A 24,157-nucleotide genomic window follows, 5' to 3' on the forward strand; every position below is an offset into this window, starting at 1 on the left:
TAATAGCAAATGGAAGGAGAGTGCTTATGTCTTTAACAAATGAACAACAAGAGCGATTTCAAATTTTGCTCCAGCAGTTGCAAATACCAGAAGACCTTATAAATCAATATTTACATGGCGGTGGTATTGAAAAGTTAGTTATCGATAAAGTAAATAAAAGTTGGCATTTTGACTTACAAGTGCCACGTATTTTGCCGACAGAATTATATGAATTGCTAGAAACAAAGCTTAAGCAATCATTTTCGCATATTGCAAGAACAACATTTGCATTAGAAACAGAGAATAAACAATTTACAGAAGAAGAAGTGAGGGCGTATTGGCCACTTTGTACGGAACGAATTACATTCTCACCTATGTTTGCGTACTTAAAAAAACAACTTCCGCAAGTGAATGGCGTGAAGTTGCTAATAAATGTGAATAATGAGCTAGAATCTACTGCTCTAAAGAAAAACGTTGCGAAACCAGTAGGTGAACAATATGAAGCTTTTGGATTTCCACGTTTTCAGTTAGACACACATATAAAACAAAATGTAGAAGAAATGCAAAAGTTTCGTGAGCAAACGCAGCAAGAAGACCGCGAGCGTGTTATACAAGCTATGGAAGAAATGGCGAAGAAGCAAGCTGAAGAAAGCAGCGTTGTGCATGAAGGCCCGATCACACTCGGGTATCTTATTAAGCCAGATGAAGAGATTACACCGATGCGAGAAATTCAGGATGAGGAAAGAAGAAAAACGGTGCAAGGATATGTCTTCCATGTGGAAACAAAAGAGCTTCGTAGTGGACGTACGTTATTAACTTTAAAAATAACGGATTATACAGATTCTATTATGATCAAAATGTTCTCACGTGATAAAGAAGATATTCCAATGCTACAATCCTTGAAAAAAGGAATGTGGGTGAAGGCTCGTGGTTCTGTCCAAAATGATACATTCGTTCGAGATTTAGTAATGATTGCAAATGATATCAATGAAATAACAGGACCGTCTCGTAAAGATAAAGCGCCAGAAGGCGAAAAACGTGTAGAGCTTCACCTTCACACTCCAATGAGTCAAATGGATGCTGTTACGCCTGTTTCCAAGCTTGTTGCCCAAGCAGGGAAATGGGGGCATGAGGCTATTGCGGTTACTGACCATGCTGTAGCTCAGTCTTTCCCGGAAGCATATTCTGCGGGTAAAAAGGCTGGGGTTAAAGTTATATACGGTGTAGAGGCAAATTTAGTTAATGATGGTGTACCGATAGCATATAACGAAGCGCACCGTTTACTGGCAGAGGAAACATATGTTGTTTTCGACGTTGAGACGACAGGTTTATCAGCTGTATACGATACAGTTATTGAGTTGGCGGCTGTAAAAGTAAAAGGTGGCGAAATTATTGACCGCTTTGAATCTTTCGCAAATCCACATCAACCACTATCGGCGACGATTATTGAATTAACAGGTATAACAGATGATATGTTAACAGATGCTCCAGAAGTGGACGAAGTGTTTAAAAAGTTTGAGGAATGGATGGGCGACCATACACTTGTTGCTCATAACGCAAGCTTCGATATGGGCTTCATTAACGTAGGATTTAAAAAGGCGGGGTTAGAAAAAACGAATAACCCAGTTATTGATACGTTAGAACTTGCACGATTCTTATTCCCAGAAATGAAAAATCATCGATTAAATACGATGTGTAAAAAGCTTGATATTGAATTAACACAACATCACCGTGCGATTTATGATACTGAAGCAACGGGATATTTACTTGTGAAAATGTTAAAAGATGTGATTGAAAAAGGATTTGAATATCACGATCAATTAAATGATAGTATGGGACAAGGGGATGCATATAAACGTGGACGTCCAAGTCATATGACATTACTTGCTACATCAGACGTTGGATTGAAAAATTTATACAAACTTGTTTCTTATTCTCATCTTAATTACTTTTACCGTGTACCCCGTGTACCAAGGTCACTATTAAAAAAATACCGTGAAGGAATTTTAGTAGGAACAGCTTGTGATAAAGGTGAAGTGTTTGAAGCAATGATGCAAAAAGCTCCTGAAGAGGTAGAAGAAATTGCACAGTTCTATGATTACATTGAAGTAATGCCTCCAGAAGTGCTACGTCATTTAGTAGAACGTGAACTTGTTCGAGATGAAGGGCAATTAAAAACAATTATTTCTAACTTAGTAAAACTAGGTGAGACGTTAGATAAACCAGTTGTCGCTACAGGAAACGTGCATTACTTAGACCAAGAGGATGCAATGTATCGTAAAATTTTAGTTAGTTCGCAGGGCGGAGCAAATCCGTTAAACCGACATTCGTTACCGCCTGTGCATTTCCGTACAACAGATGAAATGTTAGAGTGTTTCTCATTCTTAGGTGAAGATACAGCGAAAGAAATTGTTGTCACGAATACACAAAAAATCGCATCATTAATTGGCGATGTTCATCCAGTAAAAGATGATCTATACACACCGAAAATTGAAGGTGCAGATGATGAAACGCGTGATATGAGTTATAAAATGGCGCGTAGTATTTATGGTGAAGAGCTACCTGAAATTGTAGAAGCGCGCTTAGAAAAAGAATTGAAAAGTATTATTGGCCACGGATTCGCCGTAATTTATTTAATTTCACATAAGCTTGTGAAAAAATCGTTAGTAGACGGATATTTAGTAGGTTCGCGTGGATCGGTAGGTTCATCATTCGTTGCAACGATGATGGAAATTACAGAGGTAAACCCATTACCACCGCATTATGTATGTCCGAAGTGTAAGCAATCCGAATTCTTTAATGACGGTTCTGTAGGTTCTGGTTTTGACTTGCCAGATAAAAGTTGTCCAACATGTAATGTTCCTTATGTAAAAGATGGACATGACATTCCGTTCGAAACGTTCCTAGGATTTAAAGGAGATAAGGTACCCGATATCGATTTGAACTTCTCCGGGGAATACCAACCACGTGCCCATAACTATACGAAAGTACTGTTCGGTGAAGATTATGTATATCGTGCAGGAACGATTGGTACAGTTGCGGAAAAAACTGCTTATGGATATGTAAAAGGTTATGCAAATGATCATAACTTAACGATTCGAAATGCAGAGATTGACCGCTTAGTAGCAGGATGTACTGGTGTAAAACGTACAACCGGACAGCATCCAGGTGGTATTATCGTTGTGCCAGATTATATGGACATCTTTGATTTCTCACCAATACAGTTTCCGGCAGATTCAATAGGGGCTGAGTGGAGAACGACACACTTTGATTTCCACTCGATTCATGATAATTTATTGAAACTTGATATACTAGGACACGATGATCCGACAGTTATTCGTATGTTACAAGATTTAAGTGGTATTGATCCGAAAACAATCCCAACGGACGATCCAGAAGTAATGAAAATTTTCTCAGGACCAGAATCGTTAGGCGTAACAGAAGAACAAATTAACTGTAAAACAGGTACACTTGGTATACCAGAGTTTGGTACGAAATTCGTAAGGCAGATGTTAGAGGAGACGAAACCGACCACATTCTCAGAGTTAGTCCAAATTTCTGGACTATCACATGGTACGGACGTATGGCTTGGTAATGCAAATGAGTTAATTTATAACGGTACATGTACGCTGAGTGAAGTTATCGGTTGTCGTGATGACATCATGGTATATTTAATCTATCAAGGTTTAGACCCATCATTAGCCTTCAAAATCATGGAGTCGGTACGTAAAGGTAAAGGTGTACCAGAAGAATGGGAAGAGGACATGAAAAGTAATAACGTACCAGGTTGGTATATTGATTCATGTAAGAAAATCAAGTACATGTTCCCTAAAGCCCATGCGGCTGCTTACGTACTTATGGCTGTACGTATTGCATACTTTAAAGTACATTTCGCGCTTCTATTCTATGCGGCTTACTTTACAGTTCGTGCAGATGACTTTGATGTAGAGGCGATGGCGAAAGGCTCGGCATCTATACGTGCGAGAATTGATGAAATTGCGCAAAAGGGACTCGATGCTGCGCCAAAAGAGAAAAGTTTATTAACAGTACTAGAAATGACACTTGAAATGTGTGAACGTGGATACTCATTCCAAAAGGTTGATTTATACCGCTCACATGCAACAGAATTTATTATTGATGGCGATTCTTTAATTCCTCCATTTAATGCGGTGCCTGGTCTAGGTACGAACGCTGCTTTAAGTATTGTAGAAGCACGTAAAAATGGAGACTTCTTATCGAAAGAAGACTTACAGCAACGCAGTAAGGTTTCGAAAACGATAATTGAGTATTTAGATAGTCAAGGTTGCTTAGGAGATTTGCCGGATCAAAACCAGTTATCACTGTTCTAATAGGTAGGAAAAGTCTTTGCAAATCAATATTTCCTATGATATACTATTAACCGAGATAACCATGTCATGTATATTTTGCAAAGAGAAGAGTGGGGAAACCCACTCTTTCGTGTTACTATCTATGTTTTATCTACGTAGGTAGGTGAGACATTTCTGTCGTATATACATATTTTGTTACAAGTTTTACTTCTTAAATTTGGTAATACTAAGACAGATAATCCCTGCTGAACAGCAGGGGCTTTTGTTAGCTAACGAGAAAGAATAAGATAGACCGTTTTTATATGGATGGAGTCTTTTTCTTTTAAATGGTACATGGCGGCAGGAAGGAGGCTGTTTATGGATAAGAAAGTCACAGAAGTTGTAGAAGCATTTGCGCAGCCGATTGTTGAAGAGTTAAATCTTGAACTTGTAGATGTAGAATATGTGAAAGAAGGACAAGACTGGTTCTTACGCGTATTTATCGATTCTGAAAAGGGAGTCGACATTGAAGAATGTGGTGCGGTAAGTGAACGTTTAAGCGAAGCTTTAGATAAAGAGGATCCAATTCCTCATCTTTACTTTTTGGATGTATCATCTCCTGGAGCGGAACGCCCATTAAAGAAAGAGAAAGACTTCCAGCAAGCGGTAGGAAAACAAGTGGCAATTAAAACATATGAGCCAATTGACGGTGAAAAAATGTTTGAAGGCAAACTGCTTTCTTACGATGGTACAACAATAACATTATTATTAACAATTAAAACACGTAAAAAAGAAATCCAAATTCCAATGGATAAAGTTGCAAATGCGCGACTTGCTGTTACGTTTTAGTTAGAAGGGGGATCTTCATGAGCACTGAGTTATTAGATGCTTTGCTCGTATTAGAATCTGAAAAAGGCATTAGCAAAGACATTATTATTGATGCGATTGAAGCAGCTTTAATCTCTGCTTATAAGCGCAATTTTAATCAAGCACAAAACGTTCGTGTGAGCTTTAACCCAGAAGTGGGAACAATTCAAGTTTTAGCACGTAAAGACGTAGTAGATAATGTGTTTGATCCACGTCTTGAAATTTCTGTAGAGGAAGCAAGACAAATTAATCCAAACTACCAAGATGGTGACGTACTAGAAATCGAAGTAACACCAAAAGATTTCGGTCGTATTGCGGCACAAACTGCTAAACAAGTTGTAACACAACGAGTGCGCGAAGCAGAGCGCGGTGTTATTTACTCTGAGTTTAGTGACCGTGAAGAAGATATTATGGTAGGTATTGTGCAACGTCAAGATGCTCGTTTCATCTATGTAAGCTTAGGGAAAGTAGAAGCTTTATTACCTGTAAGTGAGCAAATGCCTAACGAACAATACAAACCACATGATCGTATTCGCGTATTCATTACAAAAGTAGAAAAAACAACAAAAGGCCCACAAATTTACGTATCACGTACACATCCTGGTCTTTTAAAACGTTTATTCGAAATGGAAGTTCCTGAAATTTATGATGGAACGGTAGAGATTCGCTCTGTAGCACGTGAAGCTGGCGATCGTTCTAAAATCTCTGTATATGCAGAGAACATTGATGTGGATCCAGTAGGTTCTTGTGTAGGACCGAAAGGACAACGTGTACAACGCATTGTAGACGAATTAAAAGGTGAAAAAATTGACATCGTTCGCTGGTCAAATGATCCAGTTGAATATGTTGCAAATGCTTTAAGCCCATCACAAGTTGTTAAAGTACTTGTAGATGAAGAAGAAAAAGCGACAACTGTTGTTGTTCCAGACCACCAGCTATCATTAGCTATCGGTAAGCGTGGACAAAATGCGCGTCTTGCGGCTAAATTAACAGGCTGGAAAATTGATATTAAGAGTGAGTCTGATGCGAAACAACTTGGTATTGTAACAGAAGAAGATAGCGTAATCGCATTCGGATTCGATTCTGTTGAAGACGAAATCGAATAGAGGTGATGAGTATGAGCAATCGAAAAGTTCCGTTACGAAAATGTGTTGCGACGCAAGAAATGAAATCAAAACGAGAGCTCGTTCGCATTGTTCGTTCCAAAGAGGGAGAAGTGTCCATTGATTTAACTGGAAAAAAATCAGGACGAGGTGCATACTTGTCAAAAGATAAAGAAAGCATTCTTCAAGCTCAAAAGAAAAATGTTTTGGAACATCATCTAAAAGCGAAAATCGACGGTTCTCTATATGAAGAGCTTCTTGAGCTTGTTGAGAAGGAGTCGAAATAAGTGTCCGATTGGAAATCGTTTTTAGGACTAGCAAACCGGGCTCGAAAAATTATTTCGGGTGAAGAACTCGTTTTAAAAGAAGTACGAAGTGGCAAAGCAAAACTTGTATTGCTATCTGAAGATGCGTCAGTGAATACTACAAAACGCATCACGGATAAAACGACGTACTACAACGTACCAATGAGAAAGGTCGAAAATCGACAACAATTAGGGCATGCGATTGGGAGAGATGAGCGAGTCGTTGTAGCTGTGTTAGATGAAGGCTTTGCGAAAAAGCTGCGTAGCATGCTCGATACAAATTACCGGGGGTGAAGGTATGAGTAAAATTCGAGTGCATGAATATGCAAAACAACATAATATCTCAAGTAAAGATCTTATGACAAAACTAAAAGAAATGAATATCGAGGTTTCGAATCATATGACAATGTTAGACGATGAAGTAGTAAACAAATTAGATAATGAATATCAAGCAGAAAAACCTTCTGTTGCAGATGAGTTTGAAGTAGAAGAAAAGGTTGTTCGTAGTAAAAAGAACAGCAACAAGAAAAAGAAAAAAGGTAAAGGTAACGAAGACAAGCGTCAAGATAACTTTGCTGGAAGACAACAAACACAAACTGTAGAAACACCAGATAAAATTACTTTCTCTGGAAGCCTTACAGTAGGTGAGCTTGCTAAAAAATTAAGCAAAGAGCCATCTGAAATTATTAAGAAACTCTTCATGCTAGGAATTATGGCAACAATTAACCAAGACTTAGATAAAGATACAATTGAGTTAATTGCTACTGATTACGGTATTGAAGTAGAAGAAGAAGTAATTGTCAGCGAGACTGAATTTGAAACATTCATCGATGAGCAAGATGATGAAGAGAACTTAAAAGAACGTCCAGCTGTAGTTACAATCATGGGACACGTTGACCATGGTAAAACAACATTACTTGACTCTATTCGTAACTCAAAAGTAACTGCTGGCGAAGCAGGTGGAATTACTCAGCATATTGGTGCATACCAAGTTGAAGTAAATGATAAGAAGATTACCTTCTTAGATACGCCTGGTCACGCGGCATTTACAACGATGCGTGCTCGTGGTGCGCAAGTAACTGATATTACAATCCTTGTTGTTGCAGCTGATGACGGTGTTATGCCACAAACAGTTGAAGCGATTAGCCATGCGAAAGCAGCTGGAGTACCAATTATTGTAGCTGTGAATAAAATGGATAAACCAGCAGCAAATCCTGATCGCGTAATGCAAGAATTAACAGAATATGAATTAGTTCCAGAAGCATGGGGTGGAGATACGATCTTCGTACCAATCTCTGCGATTCAAGGCGAAGGAATTGACAACTTACTAGAAATGATTCTTCTTGTAAGTGAAGTAGAAGAATATAAAGCAAATCCAAATCGCTATGCAACTGGTACTGTAATTGAAGCACAACTTGATAAAGGTAAAGGAACTATCGCGACATTACTTGTTCAAAACGGTACACTTCGAGTTGGAGACCCAATCGTTGTTGGTACATCATTCGGACGTGTTCGTGCAATGGTAAGTGATATTGGTCGTCGTGTAAAAGTTGCTGGTCCATCAACTCCTGTTGAAATTACAGGTTTAAATGAAGTACCACAGGCTGGAGATCGTTTCATGGCATTCGCTGATGAGAAGAAAGCTCGTCAAATCGGTGAATCACGTGCACAAGAAGCGTTACTTGCACAACGTGGTGAGAAATCTAAATTAAGCCTTGAAGATTTATTCCAACAAATCCAAGAGAGCGATGTAAAAGAAATTAACTTAATTGTAAAAGCAGACGTACAAGGTTCTGTAGAAGCAATGGCAGCATCACTTCGTAAAATTGATGTTGAAGGCGTAAAAGTTAAAATCATTCACACTGGTGTAGGTGCGATTACAGAATCTGATATTATTTTAGCTTCTGCATCTAATGCAATTGTAATTGGATTTAACGTACGTCCAGATGTGAACGCGAAGCGTACAGCTGAATTAGAGAACGTTGATGTTCGCTTACACCGTATTATCTACAAAGTAATCGAAGAAATTGAATTAGCAATGCAAGGTATGCTTGATCCAGAATTCGAAGAAAAAGTAATCGGTCAAGCGGAAGTTCGTCAAACGTTTAAAGTAACAAAAGTTGGAACAATCGCAGGTTGTTACGTAATAGACGGTAAAATTACACGTGATAGTGGCGTTCGTATTATCCGCGATGGTATCGTAATTTTCGAAGGACAACTTGATACGTTAAAACGTTTCAAAGACGACGTAAAAGAAGTTGCACAAAACTATGAGTGTGGTATTACAATTGAGAGATATAATGATCTTAAAGAAGGGGACATTATTGAAGCATACATTATGGAAGAAGTGAAGCGATGATTATCGCTTCACTCTCATTCGAGTGTATGATTTACGATGTGCATTCTTTAAAAGAGAAACGAGCAATTTTGCAACGGGTGCTAACTCGTGTGAAGCAGCGTTATAACGTAGCTGTTTCAGAAGTAGGGCATCAAGATGTATGGCAACGTACGGAAATTGCAATTGTTTCTGTATCCTCCAATCGTGTTATTTGTGAAAAAGAAATGAATCGTGTACTTGAGTACATCGATTCATTTCCTGAAATTGAACGTACGATAACACAATTGGAATGGTATTGAATGAGGTGAAGAGTTATGAAATTACGTGCAAACCGTGTAGGCGAGCAAATGAAAAAAGAATTAGGCGACATCATCAGTCGTAAAATTAAAGATCCACGTGTCGGATTTGTTACTGTAACAGATGTACAAGTGAGTGGAGATTTACAAATTGCTACAGTGTATATTTCTGTTTTAGGTGATGAAGAACAGAAAGAAAGTACGCTAAAAGGTTTAGCGAAGGCAAAAGGCTTCATTCGTTCAGAAATTGGCCAACGTATTCGTCTTCGTAAAACGCCGGAAATTTCCTTTGAGTTTGATGAATCTATCGGATATGGTCATCGAATTGATACACTTTTACATGAAATTAATAAAGAAGGTAAACGTGAAGAATAATGGATAGACATTTGTCTATCCATTTTTTCAATGTAAAATAAGTTTTAGGTAATGATTATGAAAGAATTACGATGAGGTGAACATATATGGAAGGTGTAGTACTATTACATAAGCCAAAGGGCATGACATCACACGATTGTGTATTTAAATTAAGAAAGATACTGCGTGAAAAACGAATTGGTCATACAGGAACATTAGATCCAGATGTAACAGGAGTATTACCTATTTGTGTTGGACGAGCGACGAAGATTGCGCAATTTTTAACAAGTGAAACGAAAACGTATGAAGGTGAAGTGACACTAGGTTTTTCAACAACAACTGAAGATGCTTCGGGTGAAGTTGTGGAAACGAAAAATGTAGATCGTGTTATTACTCGTAAGGAAGTGGAAGAGGTTCTTGCGGCATTAACAGGTACGATTGAGCAAATGCCTCCGATGTTTTCGGCTGTAAAAGTTAACGGAAAAAAATTATATGAATATGCAAGAGCAGGACAAGAGGTTGAACGCCCAGTTCGTACAATTACAATTCATGAATTTGTATTACTAGATGACCGTGAAGTTTTTGAAGGAGAAAATATTTCATTCCGTTTCCGTGTAACGTGTAGTAAAGGAACATATGTAAGAACATTAGCGGTAATGATCGGTGAAAAACTTGGTTTTCCATCACATATGTCTCACCTTGTAAGAACGGCTTCGGGTGAATTTTTATTAGAAGATTGCATATCATTTGAAGAAATTGAAGAAAACGTGCAAAATGGAACAGTAGAGTCTATCTTCATTTCAATTGATGAAGCATTAAGCAAGTTCCCGAAAATGGTTGTAGATGAAAAGCAAGCAGAAAAAATAAAGAATGGTATGTTCTTAAAAAATGAATTGCAAATAACGGCGCCATTTATAACAGTGTTTGATAAAAACGATCGCTGCCTTGCAATTTATGAACACCATCCAAAACACCCTGGTATGCTAAAGCCGATGAAAGTACTTGTGAATAATCAAGAACTAAAGCTATAATGAATTATTGGAAGGATTATTACAGAAAAAGGTGAATTCAAGCGTGAAACTTATTCATTTAACTCATCCACATGAACAAAATAAATTAGAATTACCACCTACTGTAATGGCATTAGGATTTTTTGATGGCATTCATTTAGGACATCAATGTGTGATTCGAACTGCGAAGCAAATAGCAGATGAGCGGGGATATAAAAGTGCAGTGATGACATTTTATCCACATCCATCTGTTGTTTTAGGTAAAAAAGAAGCGCATGCCGAGTATATTACACCAATGTGTGATAAAGAAAAAATAGTCGAGAACTTAGGAATCGATATATTATATGTTGTTAAATTTGATGAATCATTTGCAGGCTTATTGCCACAACAATTTGTAGATGATTATATTATTGGTTTAAATGTAAAGCATGTAGTAGCGGGATTTGATTATTCATATGGACGTTTAGGAAAAGGAAAGATGGAGACTTTACCATTTCATGCAAGAGGGGAGTTTACACAGACTGTGATTGAAAAAGTTGAATTTCAAGAAGAGAAAGTAAGTTCTACAGCATTACGAAAGTTAATTCGAAATGGCGAAATGGAACAAATTCCATCTATTTTAGGTAGAGCGTATACAGTAGGGGGAACGGTTGTACACGGTGACAAACGTGGACGTCAAATTGGTTTCCCGACAGCTAATGTAGGTTTAAGTGATGAGTATCTATTACCACCTGTAGGTGTTTATGCAGTGAGATTAAAAGTTCACGATGAATGGTACGATGGTGTATGTAATATTGGATATAAACCAACCTTTAAAGAAGATGAGCGTCAACTATCTATTGAAGTGCACTTATTTGAATTTAACAAAGACATATATGATCAAAATGTTACAGTAGAGTGGCATATGCGTATAAGAGAAGAGAAGAAATTCAATGGCATCGATGAGTTAGTTGAACAAATCGCAAAAGATAAGAAAACAGCACAAGAATATTTTGCGAACGAAAAGAATATACTTGCTTTTTCAAATGAAAAGTAGTATTCTATGTTATGTACTTTATGACAACCATTGCTTGGCATTGCGACTCACCGACGCTTGCTAGGTAATTGGGGGTTTAATTATTAGGAGGTGAAATAGGATGGCTTTAACACAAGAGCGTAAAAATGAAATCATTGCACAATTTAGAACTCATGAGACTGATACTGGTTCTCCAGAGGTTCAAATTGCTGTCCTAACGGAGCAAATTAACACTCTAAACGAGCACTTACGTACTCACAAGAAAGATCATCATTCACGTCGTGGTCTATTAAAGATGGTTGGTAAACGTCGTAACTTACTAACTTACCTTCGTAATAGCGATATCACACGTTACCGTGAATTAATCACAAAGCTTGGCTTACGTCGATAGTCAGAGAAGCGGGAATATTCCCGCTTTTTTGTTAGGTAAAAATATATCTTCTACTCTTTATAGCTTGCTTCATTTTCGGTAATACTAGAGGTAGAATATTGTGATATACTATCCATTTACATAGAAGAATTGAATACTTTAAATTGAGAGGGGTACTTAAATGAGTCAAGAAAAGCAAGTCTTCTCGATAGATTGGGCTGGTCGTCAGCTAACAGTTGAAACAAGTCAGCTTGCAAAGCAAGCGAACGGAGCAGTATTAGTAAGATATGGCGATACAGCGGTTCTATCTACAGCAACTGCATCAAAAGAAGCTAAAAATGTAGATTTCTTCCCACTTACAGTAAACTATGAAGAGCGTTTATATGCAGTCGGAAAAATCCCTGGCGGTTTCATTAAACGTGAAGGTCGTCCAAGTGAAAAAGCAATTTTGGCAAGTCGTTTAATCGACCGTCCAATTCGTCCACTTTTCGCAGATGGTTTCCGTAACGAAGTACAAGTTGTCAGCATTGTAATGAGTGTTGATCAAGATTGTTCTTCTGAAATGGCAGCTATGCTTGGTTCTTCATTAGCGTTATCGATTTCAGATATTCCATTTGAAGGTCCAATCGCGGGTGCAACAGTTGGTCGTATTAACGGCGAATTCGTTATCAACCCAACAGTAGAACAGCAAGAACAAAGTGATATTCACCTTGTTGTAGCTGGTACGAAAGATGCAATTAACATGGTTGAAGCAGGAGCAGATCAAGTGCCTGAGGAAACGATGTTAGAAGCGATTATGTTTGGTCATGACGAAATTAAACGTCTCATTGCATTCCAAGAAGAGATTGTACAAGCTGTAGGTAAAGAGAAATCAGAAGTGAAACTTTATGAAGTTGACGCTGATCTTAATCAAGCTGTACGTGAAATGTCTGAGAAGGATATGCATTCTGCAATTCAAGTACATGAGAAACATGCACGTGAAGATGCAATTAACGAAGTGAAAAAGCGTGTAATTGAGCATTACGAAGCGCAGGAAGCTGACGCTGATACATTAGGACAAGTAAATGAGATTTTATATAAAATTGTAAAAGAAGAAGTACGTCGTCTTATTACAGTTGAAAAAATCCGCCCAGATGGCCGTAAAGGTGACGAAATCCGTCCATTAGCATCAGAGGTTGGTATTTTATCTCGTACACACGGTTCTGGTTTATTCACACGTGGACAAACACAAGCATTAAGTATTTGTACATTAGGTGCATTAGGCGATGTGCAAATTTTAGATGGTCTTGGTGTAGAAGAATCAAAACGCTTTATGCACCATTACAATTTCCCATCATTTAGTGTTGGTGAAACAAGACCGATGCGTGGACCAGGTCGTCGTGAAATCGGTCACGGTGCACTAGGTGAACGTGCTCTTGAGCCTGTAATTCCATCTGAAAAAGATTTCCCATACACAGTACGTCTTGTATCTGAAGTTTTAGAATCAAATGGTTCTACTTCACAAGCAAGTATTTGTGGTAGTACTTTAGCAATGATGGATGCGGGTGTTCCACTTAAAGCTCCAGTTGCAGGTATTGCAATGGGTCTAGTTAAATCAGGTGAGCATTACACAATTTTATCTGATATTCAAGGTATGGAAGATCATTTAGGTGATATGGACTTTAAAGTAGCAGGTACAGCACAAGGTGTAACTGCACTACAAATGGACATTAAAATCGATGGTCTATCTCGTGAAATTTTAGAAGAGGCATTACAACAAGCGAAAGTTGGTCGTGTGCACATTCTAAATCATATGTTATCTGTTATTGCAGAGCCACGCACTGAATTATCAGCGTACGCTCCAAAGATTATTACAATGACAATTAACCCAGATAAAATCCGTGACGTTATCGGACCAAGCGGTAAACAAATCAATAAAATTATTGAAGAAACTGGCGTTAAAATTGACATCGAGCAAGATGGTACAGTATTCATTTCTTCAATAAATCAAGAAATGAACGACAAAGCTAAGAAAATTATCGAAGATATCGTTCGCGAAGTACAAGTAGGTGAAATCTACGAAGGAAAAGTGAAACGTGTTGAGAAATTCGGTGCTTTCGTTGAATTATTCAGCGGTAAAGATGGATTAGTTCACATTTCTGAACTTGCACTTGAGCGTGTAGGTAAAGTAGAAGACGTTGTGAAAATCGGTGATGTAATTACAGTTAAAGTTATCGAGATTGACAAGCAAGGTCGCGTGAATTTATCTAGAAAAGTATTGCTAAAAGAAGAGCAAGAAAAAGAAGCTGCTAAAGAAGAAAACAAACAAGAGCAGCAATAAGTAAAAGCCAGTATAACTGGCTTTTTTTGTTATGTAAAAATATGATTTACATATATTTTTATGTCAGTATAGGTATAGTTTTCATTATAACGCTCAAATTAACAAAGATAAGAAGAAAATGTTTTTTTATATAGTTAATGGGAGGGTTTATATGAAAGTTCGTATATTGGCATACATATGTATATTCTTTTTATATGTCAGTGTAGGCTCTTATTCCGTTTTTGCACAGGATAACTTATATGAAGAAATTCAAAAGCATGCAAAACAATATGAGATTGCACCGCAAAATGCGATGATTGATAAAATATGGAAAGCAACACCTGGATATAATGGAAGACAGGTGGATATTGAAGCATCGTATAATAATATGAAAAAGCTAAAGAAATTTGATCAAAAACATCTTGAATTCAAGGAAGTATCACCAAGTGTCCATCTAGAAGATCTATCACCGGCCCCAATTTATAGGGGACATCCAAATAAAAAGATGGTGGGATTAACAATAAATGTGGCATGGGGAAATGAGTATTTACCTCGTATATTAGAGATTTTGAAAAAACATGATGTGAAGGCGACTTTCTTTTTAGAAGGACGTTGGGTGAAAGAAAACTTACGATTTGCAAAAATGATTGTTGATGCAAATCAAGAAGTTGGAAATCATTCTTACACACATCCAAATATGAAAACGCTAGCATCGGATGAAATACGAGATCAGTTACAAAAAACAAATCGAATGATAGAAGCCGCTACGAATCAAAAAGTGAGGTGGTTTGCCCCGCCAAGTGGTAGCTTTCGGGATGAAGTAGTGAAAATTGCAGATGATTTTCACATGGGCACCATTATGTGGACAGTAGACACAATCGATTGGAAACGACCAGAACCAGACGTATTATTGCAGAGAGTGATGCGAAAAATACATCCAGGTGCTATTGTATTAATGCATCCTACCTCGTCTACAGCAGAAGCATTAGACACAATGATTACAAAATTGAAGGAACAAGGATATAAAGTAGGGAATATAACAGAATTACTGGATGAAAAACGTGTAGATTAAATACATTTGCATGACATTCATCCTTAAACTTGTTATCATTAAATAATAGCATTTATTTAGAGAAACTGGCAGTAGGAGGAAAGTTTTTGATTAAAAAATATACTTGTAAAAATGGTGTAAGAATAGTTATGGAGAATATACCAACTGTAAGATCGGTTGCTATTGGTATTTGGATCCATGCAGGATCAAGAAATGAAAATGAAAAAAATAATGGGATTTCTCACTTCTTAGAGCACATGTTCTTTAAAGGGACAGAAACACGTAGCGCACGAGAAATTGCAGAATCATTTGATAGCATTGGTGGGCAAGTGAATGCTTTTACTTCAAAAGAATATACATGTTACTATGCGAAGGTGTTAGATGAGCATGCTAAATATGCTTTAGATGTTTTAGCAGATATGTTCTTTAATTCAACATTTGATGAAGAAGAACTGAAAAAAGAGAAGAATGTCGTATGTGAAGAAATTAAAATGTACGAAGATGCTCCAGATGATATTGTACATGATATGTTAACGAAAGCAACATATGAAACGCATCCACTTGGATATCCTATTTTAGGAACAGAAGAAACGCTTGATACGTTTACAGGTGATACGTTACGTCAATATATAAAAGATCATTACACGCCTGAAAATGTAGTTGTATCAATTGCAGGAAATATTGATGAAGCGTTTTTACAAACAGTAGAGCAATATTTCGGTAGTTATGAAGGAACGACAAACCGTGAACAAGTACATAGTCCAATTTTCCATTTTAATAAGGTAGCACGTAAAAAGGAAACAGAACAAGCTCATTTATGTTTAGGATATAAAGGCTTGCAAATGGGACACGAAGATATTTATAACTTAATTGTATTAAATAATATTTTAGGCGGCAGTATGAGTAGTCGTTTATTCCAAGAAGTACGTGAGCAACGCGGATTAGCTTACTCAGTATTTTCTTACCACTCTTCTTATGAAGATACAGGTATGTTAACACTGTATGGTGGAACAGGTAGTCAACAATTAGATACGCTGTATGATACAATGCAAGAAACGTTAGAGACATTGAAAAATACAGGTATTACAGAAAAAGAGCTTATCAATAGTAAAGAGCAATTAAAAGGAAACTTAATGTTAAGTTTAGAAAGTACGAATAGTCGTATGAGCCGTAATGGTAAAAATGAATTGCTTCTTCGTAAGCATCGTTCACTTGATGAGATTATTGAAAGTGTTAACACTGTAACAAAAGAAAATGTAGACGGTTTAATTCGTAACATGTTTACAGATGAGTTTTCTGCGGCGCTGATTAGTCCGGATGGAAAACTTCCAAAAGGAATTAAACTATAATTGTTTTTCATAATATATTCGAAAATAACCGTACCTCTTTTAAAAGAGGTACGGTTATTTTTTTTAGCCATACAGAATAGGTACTAAATATAGATAGCTTACATGAAAAATTCGATAGGAGGAGAGTATATGCGATTAAGTGAATTAAGTGGTAAAGAGATTGTAGATTTAGAAAGAGCAGAAAAAATGGGGGTTTTAGGCTATGTGGATTTAGAGATTAATGAGGGAGATGGACAAATAGAAGCGCTTATTATACCTGCTGGAAAATGGGGAGGTTTTAAAAAGGAACCACAAGAAATAAGGGTAGCGTGGAGGCAAATTAAGAAAGTGGGACATGATATGATCCTTTGTGATATTACAGATCATTCAAATTCGAAATGAATGACGGCCATTATGGTCGTCTTTTTTATATCTACATATAAAGCTGATAAATCATATGTGCTTTTCGTTTTTCAATCACCTAAAACTCGTACATTACATATGATGTGGAGGAAAAAGAAAAAGTAGGCACTTTTCTTATAAATGACAGAAAAAGAAGGTGAATTAGGGAATGTTGACTGAGATGCATATTGCTATCATAGGAGGAGATGCAAGACAGCTAGAAGTAATTCGCAAGCTAGTCGAATTGGATGCAAAACTTTCATTGATAGGGTTTGATCAGTTAGATCATGGTTTCACAGGGGCAGCAAAAGAAAGTATACAAAATTTAGATTTCACTTCTGTAGATGCAATTATTTTGCCAGTTGCAGGTACAAATGCCAAGGGAGAAGTCGATACTATTTTTTCAAATGAAAAAGTTTCTATAACGAAAGAACAAATTGAAAATACACCAGAGCACTTTACTATATATTCAGGTATTGGTACGCCTTATTTGGAAAATCTCGTATCTACTACGAACCGAAAGCTTGTTAAATTATTTGATCGTGATGATGTGGCAATCTACAATTCTATTCCGACTGTAGAAGGTACATTAATGATGGTAATTCAACATACCGACTATACAATTCATGGGTCCAATGTAATGGTTTTAGGATTTGGTAGAACAGGGATGAGTGTTGCCAGAGCATTTCAATCATTAGGAGCCCACGTCAAAGTTGGAGCAAGACGATCTGAACATATTGCACGTATTACAGAAATGATGTTTTCTCCTTTCCATATGCAAGATATTGAGAAAGAAGTAGGAAATATCGATATTGTGATTAACACAATTCCGCATCTCGTTGTGACAGCGAATGTTATTTCAAAAATGCCAGCTCATACGTTAGTAATTGATTTAGCTTCTAAACCAGGTGGTACCGACTTTAGATATGCGGAAAAAAGAGGAGTTAAAGCGTTGTTAGCACCTGGTTTGCCGGGCATTGTTGCTCCGAAAACGGCAGGGCAAATTTTAGCGAACGTTCTTTCTCAGTTATTAACAGCAGACGCAATCGCAAAGGGGGAGGAAAAGAAATGAATTTGAAAGGGAAACGAATCGGTTTCGGATTTACAGGTTCACATTGTACGTACGAGGAAGTTATGCCGCACCTAGAAAAATTAATTGCCGAAGGGGCGGAAGTACGCCCTGTTGTTTCTTACACTGTTCAATCAACAAATACGAGATTTGGAGAAGGAGCAGAGTGGATTAAAAAGATTGAAGAAATAACAGGTTTTAAGGCGATTAATTCAATCGTTGGAGCAGAACCACTTGGGCCTAAAATTCCATTAGATTGCATGGTAATTGCTCCTTTAACAGGAAACTCTATGAGTAAATTTGCGAATGCAATGACAGATTCTCCTGTACTAATGGCAGCAAAAGCGACGCTTAGAAATGGCAAACCTGTCGTACTGGCTGTTTCGACGAATGATGCGTTAGGATTAAATGGCGTCAACTTAATGCGCCTAATGGCAACCAAAAACATCTACTTCGTCCCATTTGGCCAAGATGCACCAGAGAAAAAACCGAACTCAATGGTAGCTCGTATGGAGCTGCTTGAAGATACAGTATTAGAAGCACTGCAAGGAAAGCAATTGCAACCAGTTGTCGTAGAAAAATTCAGATATATGAATTAAAAAACGAAAAAAAACGGACAATTTTTGATGAAACCATCATTCTTACTGTAGAATATGATAAAATTAACGTTATTAAGATTAGAAGGGGTATTGTATACTCCTTCTGATTCTAAGTTATAGAAGGATTGGTATCTAGAAAGGGGCATAGTGATGGAAAAGCAAAAAACTTTTCATGTCGCTGTAGTTGGAGCAACCGGCGCAGTTGGTGAACAAATGTTAAATACTTTAGAGAAACGAGAATTTCCAATCGGGAAATTAACGTTACTTTCATCTAAACGATCTGCAGGTAAGAAACTTGTATTTAAAGGTGAAGAATTTACAGTTCAAGAGGCAACTCCTGAAAGTTTTGAAGGAGTAGATATCGCACTATTTAGTGCTGGTGGATCTGTATCGAAACAATTAGCGCCAGAAGCAGCAAAACGCGGTGCGATTGTTGTTGATAATACAAGTGCATTCCGTATGACAGAAAACGTGCCACTTGTTGTACCTGAAGTAAATGAAAACGACTTAAAAGAACATAATGGTATTATTGCAAATCCAAACTGTTCTACGATTCAAATGGTAGTAGCTCTTGAACCAGTTCGTCAGCAATATGGTTTAAAACGAGTAATCGTTTCCACATACCAAGCTGTATCAGGTGCTGGTGCGGCAGCGATTGAAGAACTTCATGAACAATCACAAGCAATCTTAAATGGGGAAGAAGTTAAAGCGAATGTTTTACCTGTATCAGGTGACAAGAAGCATTTCCAAATCGCTTTTAATGCGATTCCACAGATTGATAAATTCCAAGATAATGGATTTACATTTGAAGAAATGAAAATGATTAATGAAACGAAAAAAATTATGCATATGCCAGAACTGGAAGTAGCTGCGACATGTGTACGTTTACCAGTCGTATCAGGACATTCTGAGTCTGTTTACATCGAAGTAGAAAAAGAAGGCGTAACAGTAGAAGAATTTAAGAGCTTACTTGCAAATGCGGAAGGTATTGTTCTGCAAGATAACCCAGAAGAGCAATTATATCCAATGCCAGCTACTGCAGTAGGTAAAAACGAAGTATTCGTTGGAAGAATCCGTAAAGATTTAAATAACGATAAAGGGTTCCATCTTTGGGTCGTATCTGATAACTTATTAAAAGGCGCTGCATGGAATTCTGTTCAAATTGCAGAGCGCTTAGTAAAATTACAATTAGTGTAAACGGCTAAGAGAAGGTGCAAAATATGAAAATAATTGTTCAAAAATTTGGTGGCACGTCAGTACGTGATGAAAATGGACGTAAGCATGCGCTTCATCATATAAAAAAATCGTTAGATGCAGGTTATAAAGTAGTTACTGTCGTATCTGCTATGGGCCGTAAAGGTGAACCATATGCTACTGATACTTTGTTAAATCTTGTAAATCAAGAGGAATCTACTATTTCTAAACGTGAGCAAGATTTATTACTATCATGCGGAGAATTAATCTCAGCAATCGTTTTCTCTAACATGTTAAATGAGAACGGTATAAAAGCAGCAGCATTAAATGGTGCACAAGCTGGTTTTGTAACAAATGATGATTTTACAAATGCTAAAATTATTGAAATGAACTGCGATCGTGTACATGAAGAGTTACAAAATGTAGATGTAATCGTTGTTACAGGATTCCAAGGACAAACGAAAAAAGGTGATACGACAACACTTGGACGCGGCGGTAGCGATACTTCAGCTTCAGCATTAGGTGTTGCGCTTCATGCTGAATATATCGATATCTTCACAGATGTAGAAGGTGTGATGACTGCGGATCCTCGTATTGTAAAAGATGCACGTCATCTTCAAACTGTAACGTACAATGAAATTTGTAACATGGCTTATCAAGGTGCAAAGGTCGTTCATCCACGTGCAGTTGAAATTGCAATGCATGCAAAAGTACCGCTTCGTGTACGTTCTACGTATTCTGATAGTGAAGGTACTCTCATTTCAGCATCTGATGGTGCTACAAAAGGCCGTGATGTAGAAGAACGTCCTGTTACAGGTATCGCTCATGTATCTAATGTGACGCAAATTAAAGTGCTTGCAAAAGAAACGGCATACGATTTGCAGCAGCATGTGTTTAAAGAAATGGCGAACGAAGGAATCAGTGTCGATTTAATTAACATTTCACCTACTGGTGTAGCTTATACAGTGAGTGATAATGTATCAAATCGTGCAGTTGAATTATTAAAAAAACTTGGATATGAGCCGATTGTGACAGAGCATTGTGCAAAAGTATCTATTGTAGGAGCTGGAATGGCAGGGTACCCAGGGGTTACTGCGAAAATCGTTACAGCTTTAGCGGAAAAAGGTATTCAAATTCTGCAATCAGCAGATAGTCATACAACAATTTGGGTTCTTGTAAAAGAAGTCGATTTAGTGGAGGCTGTAAATGCATTACATAGTGCATTTGAGCTTTCAAAAGAAAAGCAACTGGAACAGTAAGGAGTGAGACCATGATAGATTTTGGGACAATTGCAACCGCGATGGTAACACCGTTTGATATAAACGGCAATATCGATTTTGCAAAGACAACGAAATTGGTAAATTATTTAATAGATAACGGTACAACAGCAATCGTGGTAGGAGGAACGACAGGAGAATCTCCTACATTAACTTCAGAAGAAAAAGTAGCGTTATATCGCCATGTCGTATCTGTTGTCGATAAAAGGGTGCCCGTAATCGCTGGAACAGGTAGTAATAATACGCATGCTTCTATTGACTTAACTAAAAAGGCAACAGAGGTTGGTGTTGATGCAGTAATGCTAGTAGCACCGTATTATAACAAACCGAGTCAAGAAGGAATGTATCAGCACTTTAAAGCAATTGCTGAAAGCACGCCGCTTCCGGTTATGCTATATAACGTTCCAGGGCGATCTATTGTACAAATCTCTGTTGATACAGTTGTTCGTTTATCAGAAATAGAAAACATTGTTGCGATTAAAGATGCAGGCGGCGATGTGTTAACAATGACAGAAATCATTGAAAAAACAGCGGACGACTTTGCAGTATACAGCGGTGATGACGGTTTAACGTTACCGGCTATGGCAGTTGGAGCGAAAGGTATCGTTTCTGTAGCATCTCATGTTATTGGAAATGAAATGCAAGAAATGATTGCAGCATTCCAAGCAGGTGAGTTTAAGAAAGCGCAAAAATTACATCAATTACTTGTTAGAGTAACTGATTCATTATTTATGGCGCCAAGCCCAACTCCAGTAAAAACAGCGTTACAAATGGTAGGATTAGATGTAGGTTCTGTACGTTTACCACTTCTTCCGTTAACAGAAGAAGAAAGAATAACGTTACAATCTGTCATGCAATCTATTCCTCGCTAATAAAAAATGACCTAGTTGTGAAGCTAGGTCATTTTTTATTGGCACGAAAATGTTTGCCTCTCCTTTCTCACGATTTAACTTGTGTTCTATTTCTTGTATCAGGTATAATATGGCTAAGTAGCTTAGTACGGGTATGCTTAGCAAAATTGGTAAAAATTATAATTTGGTTAAATTTTCATATCATATCGAATAAGATATTTGATTTATATAATGAAAGAGAGGTGAAACCTGGTTTAAAAAATAAACAAGGACATGATATCGCATAACGGTAAGGACATTCGTCTTGGACGGTGAATATATGGTGGTTGCAGAGTTTCCCCTGGTGTCTCTGCAATTTTAGTGAAATCAGTGTTTGCAAGATTTTTAAACCAGGCAACAACATGAAGAGAAAAGAGAATGAGTCTGTTAAAGTATTTGCTCTTGGTGGAGTAGGTGAAATCGGGAAAAACATGTACTGTGTGGAAATTGATTCTGAAATTTTTATTGTAGATGCAGGATTAATGTTCCCAGGAGATGAAATGTTTGGGATTGATATCGTTATTCCTGATATTACATATTTAGTGGAAAATCAAGAGCGAGTAAAAGGTTTATTTATTACTCACGGTCATGAAGATCATATTGGTGGAATTGTCTACGTACTTCGTAAATTATCCATTCCAGTGTATGCAACGAAATTAACGGTAGGACTTATACAAGAAAAACTTGGTGAAGCGGGCATGTTAGGCCGTGTAGACTTAAAAACAATTGACGCAAATTCAACAGTAGAATTTAATACTACAACAGTGTCATTCTTTGGAACGACACATAGTATTCCAGATTCTGTTGGCGTTTGTTTCCATACATCAAAAGGTGCTGTCGTATATACGGGAGACTTTAAATTCGATCAAACTCCAATTGGAAATAGTGGAGCAGACCTTGGAAAAATGGCGCAAATTGGAAATGAAGGCGTACTTTGCTTATTATCTGATAGTACAAATGCTGAGCGTCCAGGCTATACAGGTTCGGAAAAAGAAGTTGGTGTAGAAATTTCTAAAGTGTTCTATGGCGCAGAAGGCCGAATTATTGTTGCTTCATTTGCATCGAATGTACACCGTATTCAACAAGTGTTTGATGCGGCTGCTGAAACGGGCAGAAAAGTAGCAGTAGTGGGACGTAGTATGGTAAAAGTAGTAGACATTGCTAGACGTCTTGGTTATTTAGATGTTCCAGAGGGTATGGTTATTTCGCTACAAGAAGTAGATAACTTCCCAGAGAAAAAGGTAGCTATTTTGACGACAGGTAGTCAAGGTGAGCCAATGGCAGCCCTTTCTAGAATGGCGAAGCAAGCGCATAAACAAATTTCAATTCGTAAAGGTGATACTGTTATTATTGCGGCTTCTCCAATTCCAGGTAATGAAATTTCTGTCTCAAAAATTATTGACTTATTATTTAGAGCTGGAGCGGAAGTTGTTTATTACGGCGAAAGAAAAGTACACGTTTCAGGTCATGGTAGTCAAGAAGAATTAAAATTAATGTTAAATTTAATGAAACCGAAGTATTTTGTACCCGTACATGGTGAGTTCCGTATGCAAAAAGCACATGCATATTTAGCTGAAGATGTAGGTATTGCAAGAGAAAATATCTTTATTGTAGAAAAAGGCGATGTAATTGCTTTTGGTGACGATGAAGCAAACTTAGTTGGCAAAGTACAAGCTGGTAATGTATTAATTGATGGATTAGGTGTAGGTGACGTTGGTAATATTGTACTTCGAGATAGAAAGATGCTATCTCAAGATGGAATATTAGTAGTTGTTGTAACACTTGGTAAAGATGAAAAGAAAATAATCTCTGGTCCAGAAATTATTTCACGTGGCTTTGTATATGTTCGTGAATCAGAGGCGTTAATCGACAGATCTACAGAGATTGTACGCATGATTGTTGAGCAATCAATTAAAGAGTATTCGATTGAATGGTCTATGTTAAAACAAAATATTCGTGAATTATTAGGACAGTTCTTGTACGAAGAGACAAAGAGAAAACCTATGATTTTACCGATTATTATGGAAGTATAAAAAAGGTCACCTTGACGGGTGATCTTTTTTCTTTTCCAACTCCATCGAATGAAATTTATAACTTAAGAAAT

Annotated in this window: 21 protein-coding genes; all 21 read left to right on the forward strand. The window is 37.3% G+C overall.

Annotation, left to right across the window (positions count from 1 at the left end; translation table 11 throughout):
* The first annotated feature begins 26 nt into the window (after positions 1-26).
* The 21 genes from DN410_RS18260 (at position 27) to DN410_RS18360 (ending at position 24,086) form a co-directional block, all read left to right on the forward strand.
* Positions 27-4,328 (forward strand): PolC-type DNA polymerase III, encoded by a 4,302-nt coding sequence (locus DN410_RS18260; protein ID WP_149177522.1) that lies wholly within the window; start codon positions 27-29, stop codon positions 4,326-4,328.
* 336 nt (positions 4,329-4,664) lie between these two features.
* Entirely contained in the window at positions 4,665-5,135 is a 471-nt protein-coding gene (gene rimP / locus DN410_RS18265) for a ribosome maturation factor RimP (RefSeq protein WP_000359095.1), read from the forward strand.
* Positions 5,136-5,152: 17 nt separating this feature from the next.
* Complete coding sequence (gene nusA, locus DN410_RS18270; protein WP_000102601.1) at positions 5,153-6,259, forward strand: transcription termination factor NusA; 1,107 nt, start codon at positions 5,153-5,155, stop codon at positions 6,257-6,259.
* A gap of 11 nt (positions 6,260-6,270) precedes the next feature.
* A complete protein-coding gene (gene rnpM, locus DN410_RS18275) occupies positions 6,271-6,543 on the forward strand; it encodes an RNase P modulator RnpM (RefSeq protein WP_000071127.1) in 273 nt (90 codons plus the stop codon).
* A complete protein-coding gene (locus DN410_RS18280) occupies positions 6,544-6,855 on the forward strand; it encodes a YlxQ family RNA-binding protein (protein WP_001286523.1) in 312 nt (103 codons plus the stop codon).
* A gap of 4 nt (positions 6,856-6,859) precedes the next feature.
* Positions 6,860-8,920: a translation initiation factor IF-2 gene (gene infB / locus DN410_RS18285; protein ID WP_149177523.1), complete on the forward strand. Its 2,061-nt coding sequence runs from the start codon at positions 6,860-6,862 to the stop codon at positions 8,918-8,920.
* The gene (locus tag DN410_RS18290; RefSeq protein ID WP_000582364.1) at positions 8,917-9,198 is read left to right on the forward strand and encodes a DUF503 domain-containing protein; all 282 of its coding nucleotides are present in this window, start codon (positions 8,917-8,919) and stop codon (positions 9,196-9,198) included. The genes infB and DN410_RS18290 overlap by 4 nt, the downstream gene beginning before the upstream one ends.
* Positions 9,199-9,213: 15 nt before the next feature.
* Positions 9,214-9,570: a 30S ribosome-binding factor RbfA gene (gene rbfA / locus DN410_RS18295; RefSeq protein ID WP_000776443.1), complete on the forward strand. Its 357-nt coding sequence runs from the start codon at positions 9,214-9,216 to the stop codon at positions 9,568-9,570.
* Between the two features lie 86 nt (positions 9,571-9,656).
* Positions 9,657-10,580, forward strand: coding sequence for a tRNA pseudouridine(55) synthase TruB (gene truB / locus DN410_RS18300; protein WP_000399353.1), 924 nt, complete (start codon positions 9,657-9,659; stop codon positions 10,578-10,580).
* Between the two features lie 43 nt (positions 10,581-10,623).
* Positions 10,624-11,595 carry a bifunctional riboflavin kinase/FAD synthetase gene (ribF, locus tag DN410_RS18305; RefSeq protein ID WP_098662724.1) on the forward strand — a complete coding sequence of 324 codons (972 nt, stop codon included), beginning with the start codon at positions 10,624-10,626 and terminating at the stop codon, positions 11,593-11,595.
* A gap of 100 nt (positions 11,596-11,695) precedes the next feature.
* Positions 11,696-11,965 carry a 30S ribosomal protein S15 gene (rpsO, locus tag DN410_RS18310; protein ID WP_001229392.1) on the forward strand — a complete coding sequence of 90 codons (270 nt, stop codon included), beginning with the start codon at positions 11,696-11,698 and terminating at the stop codon, positions 11,963-11,965.
* Positions 11,966-12,125: 160 nt separating this feature from the next.
* Entirely contained in the window at positions 12,126-14,264 is a 2,139-nt protein-coding gene (gene pnp / locus DN410_RS18315) for a polyribonucleotide nucleotidyltransferase (protein ID WP_000076762.1), read from the forward strand.
* Positions 14,265-14,415: 151 nt separating this feature from the next.
* Positions 14,416-15,315 (forward strand): polysaccharide deacetylase family protein, encoded by a 900-nt coding sequence (locus tag DN410_RS18320; protein WP_149177524.1) that lies wholly within the window; start codon positions 14,416-14,418, stop codon positions 15,313-15,315.
* A gap of 86 nt (positions 15,316-15,401) precedes the next feature.
* Positions 15,402-16,643, forward strand: a complete 1,242-nt coding sequence (locus DN410_RS18325; protein ID WP_149177525.1) for a M16 family metallopeptidase — start codon at positions 15,402-15,404, stop codon at positions 16,641-16,643.
* Between the two features lie 129 nt (positions 16,644-16,772).
* Positions 16,773-17,024, forward strand: coding sequence for a YlmC/YmxH family sporulation protein (locus DN410_RS18330; RefSeq protein WP_001239744.1), 252 nt, complete (start codon positions 16,773-16,775; stop codon positions 17,022-17,024).
* Positions 17,025-17,193: 169 nt separating this feature from the next.
* A complete protein-coding gene (dpaA, locus tag DN410_RS18335) occupies positions 17,194-18,096 on the forward strand; it encodes a dipicolinic acid synthetase subunit A (RefSeq protein ID WP_088230108.1) in 903 nt (300 codons plus the stop codon).
* The gene (gene dpaB, locus DN410_RS18340; protein WP_001049475.1) at positions 18,093-18,692 is read left to right on the forward strand and encodes a dipicolinate synthase subunit B; all 600 of its coding nucleotides are present in this window, start codon (positions 18,093-18,095) and stop codon (positions 18,690-18,692) included. Before dpaA ends, dpaB begins: the two co-directional genes overlap by 4 nt.
* Before the next feature lie 150 nt (positions 18,693-18,842).
* Positions 18,843-19,889, forward strand: coding sequence for an aspartate-semialdehyde dehydrogenase (asd, locus tag DN410_RS18345; RefSeq protein WP_000414854.1), 1,047 nt, complete (start codon positions 18,843-18,845; stop codon positions 19,887-19,889).
* Between the two features lie 23 nt (positions 19,890-19,912).
* Entirely contained in the window at positions 19,913-21,145 is a 1,233-nt protein-coding gene (gene dapG / locus DN410_RS18350) for an aspartate kinase (protein WP_149177526.1), read from the forward strand.
* An 11-nt stretch (positions 21,146-21,156) separates the two neighbouring features.
* Positions 21,157-22,035: a 4-hydroxy-tetrahydrodipicolinate synthase gene (gene dapA, locus DN410_RS18355; RefSeq protein ID WP_149177527.1), complete on the forward strand. Its 879-nt coding sequence runs from the start codon at positions 21,157-21,159 to the stop codon at positions 22,033-22,035.
* Positions 22,036-22,415: 380 nt separating this feature from the next.
* Positions 22,416-24,086: a ribonuclease J gene (locus DN410_RS18360; protein ID WP_088230088.1), complete on the forward strand. Its 1,671-nt coding sequence runs from the start codon at positions 22,416-22,418 to the stop codon at positions 24,084-24,086.
* Positions 24,087-24,157 lie beyond the last annotated feature (71 nt).

Source organism: Bacillus sp. SH5-2, assembly GCF_008368905.1.
Lineage (GTDB): Bacteria > Bacillota > Bacilli > Bacillales > Bacillaceae_G > Bacillus_A > Bacillus_A luti.